Consider the following 9,596-nt stretch of genomic DNA (forward strand, 5'->3'; position numbering starts at 1 on the left):
TTTTTTATTTTTCTTCCTCTACGTGAAAAAAGGGTTCTCTCTTTTTTCTTCTTCAATCGTTGTTGGCATTCCATGCCCAGGATAAATACGCATATCGTTGCGTAAGCTGAATAACTGGTCCTGGATGCTGGTTTCTAGTTGTTCACGGCTTCCGCCAGGTAAATCCGTGCGGCCAATGCCTCGCTGAAACAAGGTATCTCCAGCAATAGTAAACCTTTGATTTCGAAATACAAAGGACACACTTCCCGGCGAATGCCCTGGTGTGTGACGTACTTCAAAACTGAAACCGCAAATCTCTGTCTGCCCTAATTTCAAAAAATGGTCAGCAGGACGTGCTTTAATTTCACCCAATTGGAAAAGCCCTGAACCATTCTTAGAGGGATCTGTAAGCCAATCCGCCTCTGCTTCATGCAAATACAACGGAGCATTGTATGCATCTCTCACTTCGTCAACAGCACCGATATGGTCGAAGTGCGCATGAGTCAGTAAGATTGCTTTAACATCGAGCTCTCTATCCTCTAAATAACTCTCTAATTTATTGAAATCCCCACCAGGGTCAATGACTAGTGCTTGTTTATTTTCATATACTACATAACAGTTTGTGGCCATGGGACCAAGTGGTAAACGGGAAATTTTAATCAAAGCCTGAACACCTCTTCATAATTTTTGTAAAATCATCATTGATGACTCGACATTTTACCTTTTATGCTATAAAATAAATATGGACTGAAATGAGCTACATATAGTATAACATCCATGCTTTCAGGATGATAATAAAGAAAAGGGATATAGGGGGTGCTGAACTTGATAACAGCTATTCTTCTTTTAATCGTTGCAATCCTTTGTGTACTTGCCGTTTTCCGTGAAATCAAATCAAAAAATTTCTTTGCCGTTCTTTTTGCAGCCGTATCAGCATTAATGTTCGGATGGTTCTCTGTTATGACTATTTACTCTAATTTATTCGGGTAAAAACACAAATCGAGCCGCTCTTATTAAGAGCAGCTCGATTTTTTAGTTGCTTCGGATTTCCTCTTCCGACTCTAATAACTGTTTACTCTTATTAAAGAAATGTTTATACATCGCTAAAGTAACAAACATAGCACTCAAAGATACCGATGAAAAAATACTAAGGGAAATAACTAATTGATATTTAATCGCCATTACAGGTTCTACACCACCTAAAATGAGACCTGTCATCATCCCTGGTAATTGGACAAGTCCAATTGTCTTTAAACGATCGATGTTCGGAATGAGGGCTGCATTCAGCGTTTTCCTGACGATTAAATGTGAAGCCTGCTTTGGTTCTGCTCCTAAAGATAAAGCTGCAAGTATTCTTCCGTTATTTTCTTTAAATTCACTTTTCATTCTTTCAAGTGCTAGTCCCATCGCTACCATACTGTTTCCTATAACCATTCCACTCATAGGAATGACTTCTGAAGGACGGAATTGAACCATATCAAATACAAGCCACAGGGTGAGTACGCTTGCCTCTACAACTACAAGACCAATTAGTATGACGAAAAGAACCTTAGGAAGTTCTTTTCCCTTTTGTCTCGCGTGGAAAGCCGCGACGATGATCATTACTCCGACCGTAATTGGAATGCCGATAAAAGCCGGCAAGTCGAATAAATAAGTAAGTAAATATCCGATGGCAAATAATTGTATCGTACCTCTAATGGTTGACCATAATATATTTTTGTTTAATCCAAGTTGGTAAATATAGGACAACGCCAACGGTACAACAACAAAGATAATCAGAAATAATAACGATTGATTTGAAACCTCAGGTGCCATAGCCTATCACATCCCCTACTCTTCTAGAAACTCTGACAACTTGTTAGTTTTTGGATGATCCAGCATATCCGGAAATTTGCCATCTTCCTGCAAACGGCCATCCATGATGAATAATCCTCGATCTCCTAACCGTCGTGCTTGATTGAGATTGTGCGTAACCATTACCATCGTTAGTTGGTGTACTCGGATTAATTCTTCCAGTACGTCCTCGATTTCATCAGCTGTCCTGTAGTCAAGCGCGCTAGTTGGTTCATCCAGCAAGAGAACTTCCGGGGAATTAGCCAGTGTTCTAGCAAGGGACACCCTTTGTTGTTCCCCTCCAGAAAGTTGATCCACTTCTCGGTTCAAAAAAGACTTAGGCAGCTGGACATAATCCAGTAAAGTTTCAGCCTGATTGTCCTCCCATTCACCAAATAGCTCTGGTCCGTACTTTAAATTATCCAATACCGTTCCAGGAAACAGATTAGGCGATTGAAGGACTAGCCCTACATTCTTTCTTAAGTCGGTTATGGAACACTCCTGTATTGGGTTGTCATTATAATAGATAGAACCTTCCTCAGGATCGCTTAAACGGTTGAACAAGAAGAGCAGTGTGCTTTTTCCTGCTCCTGATGGACCAAATAAAATGACTTTTTCATTCTTTTCAATTGTAAAATTAAGATTGTGCAGCGGTTCTTGACTAACATTCTCAAAACGAAACATAACGATCCTCGCTTTCCATAAGTGCAAAGTATGTATGTAACTATCATTACCCGGATGCGTATAAATATATGTAAAAAATGCAAAAATCACCATGGTCTAATGTGCCATGGTGATTTTTTGATTGTTATTGTTATTGGTCAAAGTCATAAAAGCGGAATAGATCTCCGTAAACAATGTTGTCTGAATATTGGAGCTCCTGGTCAGCTTTTTTCTTAATCGGCTGGCATGCTTTTGCTTCTTCTTCAGGAATTTCTTCTCCTGAAGAGCGGTCATAACATACACCGTCCGTAAAGATATACTGCTCACTTACAAAACTTCCATCTCGCATAGCGATAAAATCTTTTCGATCCTTAGCAAACATATTATCTCCGAAGGTCAAATCATTTTTGTTGTCGATTCCTAATAAATGAAGCAGAGTCGGTTTCACATCAATTTGCCCCACGACCTCTTCACGCACTCCACCCTCTTCATAACCAGGAATATGAACCATAAATGGAACACGTTGAAGCTGGATATGCTCATACCCATTTATTTCTTTTCCTAAAAACTGCCCCATGGCTTCATTGTGATACTCACTAATTCCGTAGTGGTCCCCCATTAGAACAATGATCGAGTCTTCATATAATCCAGCATCCTTCAACTGTTGGAAGAATTGTTCGAGTGACTCATCCGTATAACGGGCCGTTTGGAAATAATGATTCAGCGTCTTGGAGCCTGAGTCGTATTGATCAATATTGGCTTTTTCCTCTGGCAATTCAAATGGGAAGTGGTGAGTCAAAGTAATGAATTTACTGTAAAATGGTTGTTCCTGAGCTTGCAAATATTTGATCGATTGTTCAAAGAAAGCTTTATCTTCAAGACCCCAGCCAAATGAATTATCGGGAGTTACTTGGAAAGACTGCTCTCCATAAAACTCGTCATAACCAACATTGTCGTACATAACATCACGATTCCAAAAACTTTTATTGTTCGCATGGAAAACAGATGTCTCATATCCCTGCTCATTTAGAATTTCTGGTAAAGCGTTATATTCATTTTGAGCATTTGTGAAATAAACAGCTCCTCTGCCTAACGGATACAGAGAATTTTCTACAATAAACTCTGAGTCTGAAGTCTTTCCTTGTGCTGTTTGATGGTAGAAATTCTTAAACCAAATCGTATCCTTGCTTTCTTTTAAATCATTCAGGAATGGGGTAGTTTCCGTCCCATTCACTTCAGAATCCAGCAAGAAGTTTTGGAAAGATTCCACACTAACAAAAATAACGTTCTTGTCTTTAGCAATGCCATAAAGCTCATCATCTTTGGCTTGCCCATCCGGAGAATTTTCGTCCAAATAAGACTCAATTTCACTAATTTCACTTCCATCAGCAAAAACACGCTGCGCTTTTGTTTTCGTCTGCATAGAAGCGTCATATAAGTGATAATTATAGACACCAATGTTTTTAACCAGGTATTCCCGGTCAAAGGTTCGAACAAAAAGCATCGGGCGTTCAATTTCCGCTAATACAACATTTCCGGCCAATAACAAGAAAGTTACCGCTGTGGCTGCAATCTTTCCCTGGCCAGGCAGGTTTACCGACAACCCAAACCGCTGCTTACTTAGATACCAAATAACAGCGACATCCAAGAAAATGAAAACATCCTCAAAATGTATCAGAGTTAAGAAGCTTCCTGTTAAATCTGCTGCGTTGTTTCCTTGAAAGAGCACAGGAATGGTAATGAAGTCAGTAAAATTACGGTAGAAAATCAAGTTCACAAATAATATCAATGACCCAATCAATGAAGTCCAACGCAAGTATTTCATCTGTCTTTTTGGGTTAAGCCATACACTTATGGCGAAAATCAAATAGGCACTCGCAATCGGATTCACAAAAAGGATGAACTCTTGCATAGAATTTTCGATTGATAAATCAAACATGAACCTATAAACCACATAGGTTTTAATTCCGAATAAAATTGTGGCTATTATAAATAAAGGCATGCGAATTTTACTCAATTGCATGGTGGTTCCTCCTCTGAATCTAACTGGTGGAAAGATTATTTTACGGATCCTTTACCAAAATCCATATCTCTATTTACAAATTCCACTTATGATAATTATTAAACAGCTTGCTTTATTATGACGATTATTCTAACACAAAAGTTTCAAGAATAGATGACATCCATATTACATAGGTGTGACATGTGACATACATATATTTCTAAATCGCAAAGCACTTCATCTATCATATAAGAAAATACTTAGAAAATAAACTGTAAACTATTTTCAACCGTTAAAAAAGTTGGAGCTATTAAAGCCCCAACTTTTTTTATCTTAGATTCTGTTTAACAAGGTATGCCCCGCCAATAACACCTGCATCATTTCCTAGTTCTGCGATTTGGAAACTGGAGGCTAAAGCGGTTCGTTTTAAAGCATATTTTTTAAATGCTTCTTCCAAAGGAACCAACAATTGGTTTCCAGCTTGGGAAACACCACCGCCGATAACAATTTTTTCCGGGTTAATGGCGATGGCCAGATTGGCAATAGCCAATCCAAGAGTTTCCAAGACATCGTGTAATACTTCCTTCGCAGCTTGATCACCTTTGGAAGCGAACTCGAACACTTCTTTTGCGGTCAGTGTATCCGCTGTAATGAGGGAATTCATCAGTGAATCCGGATAATCTTCTGCCATGACTTTAGCTTTTCTTACGATTCCTGTCGCAGAAGCTTCCGTTTCTAGGCAGCCTGTTTTTCCGCAATTACAAGGAGCTCCTCCCTCACGTTTTACAGTGACATGACCAATTTCTGCAGCTGTCCCGTTCGCACCATTTAGAATTTTACCATTCGTAATGATGCCTCCTCCAACACCAGTTCCCAGTGTGATCGCAATCAGTTCTTTTGAACCTTGACCCGCACCCAGCCAGTTCTCGCCAAGTGCTGCTAAGTTTGCATCATTATCTACCCAAACAGGTAACCCTGATAATTGATGCAGCTGATCTCCAAAATTGAAATCCTTCCATCCTATATTAACTGCTTCATAGATGAACCCATTACTTGTATCTACAAAGCCCGGTGCACCTGCACCAATTCCTGCGATATTATCTTTCTCTATTCCCTGCTCTACTATCTTTTCTTCTAGAGCTTTATGTATATCCTCAGGAATTGACTTTCCCTTACCTTGAGTATTTGTCGGTATTTCCCATTTGGAAGCGATCTCACCGTTTTCCCTAATGATCGCTAACTTCACAGTCGTACCTCCGATATCCGCACCAATGTAGTAAGTTTCGCTCATTTATAACCTCTCCCCTTCCTCTTTATCTTTCATCCGCGCGATTTCTCCCCGCAACAAAAGCATAGCCATCTGAAAGTCCTCACTACTCATGCACTGGGACTTATATAACTCCCGAACCTCATCTTCCATCAGTTCCAAATCTGCAAGCCGATGACCGACATAAATGAAGGTTCCAAATTTCTTTAATAGTTGTTGAATATCGTAAATCGTTTTCATTTCGCATCACCATCATTATTATATCAATAGCAGAACCGATTGAAAATGGCAAAACCCTGACACTTTATCGGTCAGGGTCTTTAGGATGTAAGAAAGCTGGTCTTCTATTTTTAAGCGGGATAGGTGACCGTACTAGGACATCACGGAATGGCTTCCATGAGAAAGGCATAAATGGCCATAGATACGGGGTTTTAAAAGTCTGCATGCTAGTAAGGTAAATCAGCCAAAATGTTATTCCTACAACATAGCCCTTCAAACCAAAGATCCCTGTAACTATAAGTAGCGCCATCCTGGTGATCCGATCGGCTAATCCCAACTCATAACTAGGTGTGGCGAAGGTTCCAATTGCAGCAAGGGCTAGATATAAAACGACTTCACTGGAGAACAGTCCTACTTCCACGGCAACCTGACCAATCAAAATTGCTGCTACGAGACCTAGCGCGGTGGCTAAAGAAGAAGGTGTATGAATGGCAGCCATTCGAAGCATATCTATTCCGATTTCTGCGATTAGAAACTGAAGAATCAAAGGAATGACACCGGCCTCTGATGGCCCGATGAAGGAAATCTGCTCTGGCAATAAACCAGGTTGCATCGATAGTAAAAAATAGAGCGGCAATATGAATATGGAAGCAAAGAAAGCGAAAAATCGTACTCCCCTAAGGTAAGCACCGACGAGAGGCTTTTGCCTATATTCTTCTGCGTGCTGCAAATGATGCCACAAGGTAGCAGGCGTGATCATAACACTCGGAGATCCGTCTATAATGATTAAAATATGACCTTCATATAAATGGGCTGCTGCTGTATCAGGTCTTTCTGTGTACCGGATCACCGGATACGGGTTCCAATGGCGGCCGCTTATGAATTCTTCCACAGTCTTTTCAGCCATTGGTAAAGCATCTGTGTCGATTTCTTTCAGCACCCTTTGTAAGTGTTCCACACGATCAGTATCAGCGATATCTTTTAGATAACATAAACAGACATCCGTTTGGGAACGGCGGCCGATTTGAATATATTCCATCCTTAATGAACGATCTCTAATTCGCCTTCTTGTCAAAGCGGTATTAAACACGATCGTTTCTACAAAACCATCCCGCGATCCTCTGACAACTCTTTCCAAATCCGGCTCTTGTGGCCCACGAACAGGGTAGGTTCTCGCATCAATGAGAATGACTTCATCTATACCTTCAACGACCAGCGCCGTTGGACCTGCAAGGACAGTGTCAGCAGCTTTATTTAAGTCTTTCTCTTGATCAAGCTCGACATACGGCAAATGAGTTTTTAACAACTGTTTCAGTGGATCAGGATCCAATTGCTCTGGGTCTAACTTAGATAACAGTTTCATCAAATAGTGAAGAATGTCATCTTTTACGAATCCGTCTACCATGAATAGAGACATTCCTCTACCTGCATAGACCAGGTCAAGGTGGATCATGTCAAAGCTTTCATCAACGCCTAGACGTTCACGTAAATAAGCTGTATTTTTATCGTAACTTTGAAAGAGAGGCTGCTTATCTTCCATTTGAATCCCTCCTCTTTTCTCTATGAGGATTAGTTTTTGCCAAATGCAAGAAAACATGCATGAAGAGATCTACCCATTTTAGGCATGTCCTCTCTCTCAACCACATATCTATAACCATATACATAACCACTTAGAGGAAGATTTTAAGGGGATGTTCATATGAAAAAGGTTTGGTTGTACTGGGTGTTAGGCCCTCTTGTTCTGGCCTTATTTATTGCCTTTTTAAGCGATTATTTCAGGGAGGAAGCTGTCATCAAGTACTTTCCGCTTGATCAAGAAAGCCAATTTACTTCTTACCAGACAAATTTGGAATTTGCCTCTCAAGAAGACGAAGATGAATATGAAGTTCACTGGGATATGTCTTCAAAGACAGAAGAAAAGATGTATCTACGCCAGGATGTGTCCCTTCTTTATGTAAACGGTCGCTTAAAAGGAATCATGAGCAAATGGGAAGAAAATGTCGATGAAATCGCCAAACAAACTTCTTTACATGGGGAAGATAGTCAAAAATACCAGGCGATTACTTTTCACCACGGCGAAATACATCGAGGAGAAGAACCTATAAAAAGTGTCCAGGCAACCTCAGAAGATACATTATACGTGATCGACTCTCCTCATACGACTCGAACAGCCTTCCATAAACCTTCTTCTCCAGAAGAAAAAGAATGGAAGCAAAGACTTGACCATAGTATACAGCAGCAAATCGAGGCCCAGTGGGATGAGTTATTGGACTACTATCAAGTTCCAAAAGACCAATACACACTCGTCCCCCTGACAGAATTAGCTGACTATGAGGAAAAACCGTTCCCTGGAACAACCGAAGAAAATTACCAAAGGATCAAAGGACAGCTTTGGGAAGGGCTTTATAAAAACTATATTTTAGGTATCACCGATACTGAAACCACCCACCCGATCCAAAGCTATATCCCATTAATCTTATTTGATAAAAACGGCAAACATCTCATGGTTCTTTTTGAAGATGATACTGGCAACAAACACCAACTCCTTCAATACTACTGATTAAGTTCATTAGAGAGCTCTTGGAAATCGTCATTATCAGGCTTTAACTCAGCAGCTGTTTTTGCGAACTCAGCTGCTTTTTCCTTTTTACCATTTTGCTGATACAAAATGGCCAGATTGTAATAGGCCTCCGCCATCTCAGGCTCATTTTCAACAACAGTCTCTAGATCCTTTTTCGCTTTTTCTTTCTCCCCTACTTGAATATAAGCATAAGAACGATTAAACCTTAAGGCCGCCTCATAAGTCCCAGGCTTATTCAGCGCTTGAGTTGTTATGGAGATGACTTCATCATACTCTCCATTTTTATTAAGCTCCTGCGTTTCCTGTACTTGGCTAAGAGTCTGTTGGTCATTGAATACACTTTGCAGCCCTAAATTGATCATAATTGCTAAAATCACTACATAAGCCACAACTGCGAATGATTGAGCCATCAAACTTTTCTTTTTAGGAAGACTGAATATGATGGAGGCAATAAAACCACCAACTAAGCCGCCCATATGTGCGCCGTTGTCAACCTGAGGGACCATCACTCCAAAAGCAATATTTAAACCGATAACAAATAACAAGTTCCATCCCATCGTTCGGAAGAATAGCTTTCGATTTCTAACCCCGAAATACAAAAGAGCGCCAAACAGACCGAATATAGCACCTGAGGCACCTGCAGCTACATGAGGGTTTAACATGAAGCTCGCCATTCCTCCAAAAATACCCGCTAAAAAATATATTCCTGTAAATCGTATCGTACCGTAGATCCGTTCAACAGCCGTACCTAAATAGAACAAAGCAAGCATATTCATGAATAAGTGTAACAATCCAATATGAAGGAACATGGACGTCACAATTCTCCACCATTCCCCCTCCATAATCCCTGGATTGTATTTAGCGCCGAATTCAATGAGAGTTAAAACCGAAGTGCTATTCCCTTGCCACTCAATATACGAGAAAATGAGTAAATTCAAGGCCAATAATATATAAGTCATAAGGGGCTTTCCGAAATTGAATGCATTTTGAGCTTCTAGTTTTCTTTCTTTATGCTTAGCAACAATTTGCTGCTTCAGATAAGGGAGAATGGA

10 protein-coding genes are annotated in these 9,596 nt (G+C 40.2%); 2 read left to right on the plus strand and 8 right to left on the minus strand.

Going from position 1 to position 9,596, the window contains the following annotated elements:
* Positions 1 to 18 precede the first annotated feature (18 nt).
* Positions 19 to 642, minus strand: coding sequence for an MBL fold metallo-hydrolase (locus tag LD39_RS01265; protein ID WP_081988203.1), 624 nt, complete (start codon positions 640 to 642; stop codon positions 19 to 21).
* Positions 643 to 795: 153 nt separating this feature from the next.
* On the opposite strand from LD39_RS01265, the gene LD39_RS21895 reads away from it, so the two are divergent.
* A complete protein-coding gene (locus LD39_RS21895) occupies positions 796 to 969 on the plus strand; it encodes a DUF2759 domain-containing protein (protein WP_369793208.1) in 174 nt (57 codons plus the stop codon).
* A 42-nt stretch (positions 970 to 1,011) separates the two neighbouring features.
* On the opposite strand, the gene fetB is transcribed toward LD39_RS21895, so the two are convergent.
* The 6 genes from fetB to LD39_RS01295 all read right to left on the minus strand — a co-directional run bounded on the left by fetB (position 1,012) and on the right by LD39_RS01295 (position 7,503).
* Complete coding sequence (gene fetB / locus LD39_RS01270; protein ID WP_052158675.1) at positions 1,012 to 1,794, minus strand: iron export ABC transporter permease subunit FetB; 783 nt, start codon at positions 1,792 to 1,794, stop codon at positions 1,012 to 1,014.
* A gap of 15 nt (positions 1,795 to 1,809) precedes the next feature.
* Positions 1,810 to 2,496, minus strand: coding sequence for an ATP-binding cassette domain-containing protein (locus tag LD39_RS01275; protein ID WP_035542001.1), 687 nt, complete (start codon positions 2,494 to 2,496; stop codon positions 1,810 to 1,812).
* A gap of 130 nt (positions 2,497 to 2,626) precedes the next feature.
* Positions 2,627 to 4,498 carry an LTA synthase family protein gene (locus tag LD39_RS01280; protein WP_035542002.1) on the minus strand — a complete coding sequence of 624 codons (1,872 nt, stop codon included), beginning with the start codon at positions 4,496 to 4,498 and terminating at the stop codon, positions 2,627 to 2,629.
* Positions 4,499 to 4,805: 307 nt separating this feature from the next.
* Complete coding sequence (locus LD39_RS01285) at positions 4,806 to 5,768, minus strand: ROK family glucokinase (RefSeq protein WP_035542004.1); 963 nt, start codon at positions 5,766 to 5,768, stop codon at positions 4,806 to 4,808.
* Positions 5,769 to 5,984: a YqgQ family protein gene (locus LD39_RS01290; protein WP_035542005.1), complete on the minus strand. Its 216-nt coding sequence runs from the start codon at positions 5,982 to 5,984 to the stop codon at positions 5,769 to 5,771.
* A 64-nt stretch (positions 5,985 to 6,048) separates the two neighbouring features.
* The gene (locus tag LD39_RS01295) at positions 6,049 to 7,503 is read right to left on the minus strand and encodes a spore germination protein (RefSeq protein WP_081988206.1); all 1,455 of its coding nucleotides are present in this window, start codon (positions 7,501 to 7,503) and stop codon (positions 6,049 to 6,051) included.
* Between the two features lie 159 nt (positions 7,504 to 7,662).
* Between LD39_RS01295 and LD39_RS01300 the strand changes: the two genes are divergently transcribed.
* Complete coding sequence (locus tag LD39_RS01300; RefSeq protein WP_035542006.1) at positions 7,663 to 8,523, plus strand: hypothetical protein; 861 nt, start codon at positions 7,663 to 7,665, stop codon at positions 8,521 to 8,523.
* On the opposite strand, the gene LD39_RS01305 is transcribed toward LD39_RS01300, so the two are convergent.
* The coding region (locus tag LD39_RS01305) for a rhomboid family intramembrane serine protease (RefSeq protein WP_035542007.1) at positions 8,517 to 9,596 on the minus strand (1,080 nt) is incomplete at its 5' end. The genes LD39_RS01300 and LD39_RS01305 overlap by 7 nt on opposite strands.

This window comes from Halobacillus sp. BBL2006, from assembly GCF_000786645.1.
Classification (GTDB): domain Bacteria; phylum Bacillota; class Bacilli; order Bacillales; family Halobacillaceae; genus Halobacillus.

What these genes read in the sequence shown, in the direction of transcription:
- LD39_RS01300 (WP_035542006.1), top strand. Translation starts at nt 7,663, where the DNA reads ATGAAAAAGGTTTGGTTGTACTGGGTGTTAGGCCCTCTTGTTCTGGCC.
- LD39_RS01295 (WP_081988206.1), bottom strand. Translation starts at nt 7,503, where the DNA reads ATGGAAGATAAGCAGCCTCTCTTTCAAAGTTACGATAAAAATACAGCT.
- fetB (WP_052158675.1), bottom strand. Translation starts at nt 1,794, where the DNA reads ATGGCACCTGAGGTTTCAAATCAATCGTTATTATTTCTGATTATCTTT.
- LD39_RS01290 (WP_035542005.1), bottom strand. Translation starts at nt 5,984, where the DNA reads ATGAAAACGATTTACGATATTCAACAACTATTAAAGAAATTTGGAACC.
- LD39_RS01285 (WP_035542004.1), bottom strand. Translation starts at nt 5,768, where the DNA reads ATGAGCGAAACTTACTACATTGGTGCGGATATCGGAGGTACGACTGTG.
- LD39_RS01275 (WP_035542001.1), bottom strand. Translation starts at nt 2,496, where the DNA reads ATGTTTCGTTTTGAGAATGTTAGTCAAGAACCGCTGCACAATCTTAAT.
- LD39_RS01280 (WP_035542002.1), bottom strand. Translation starts at nt 4,498, where the DNA reads ATGCAATTGAGTAAAATTCGCATGCCTTTATTTATAATAGCCACAATT.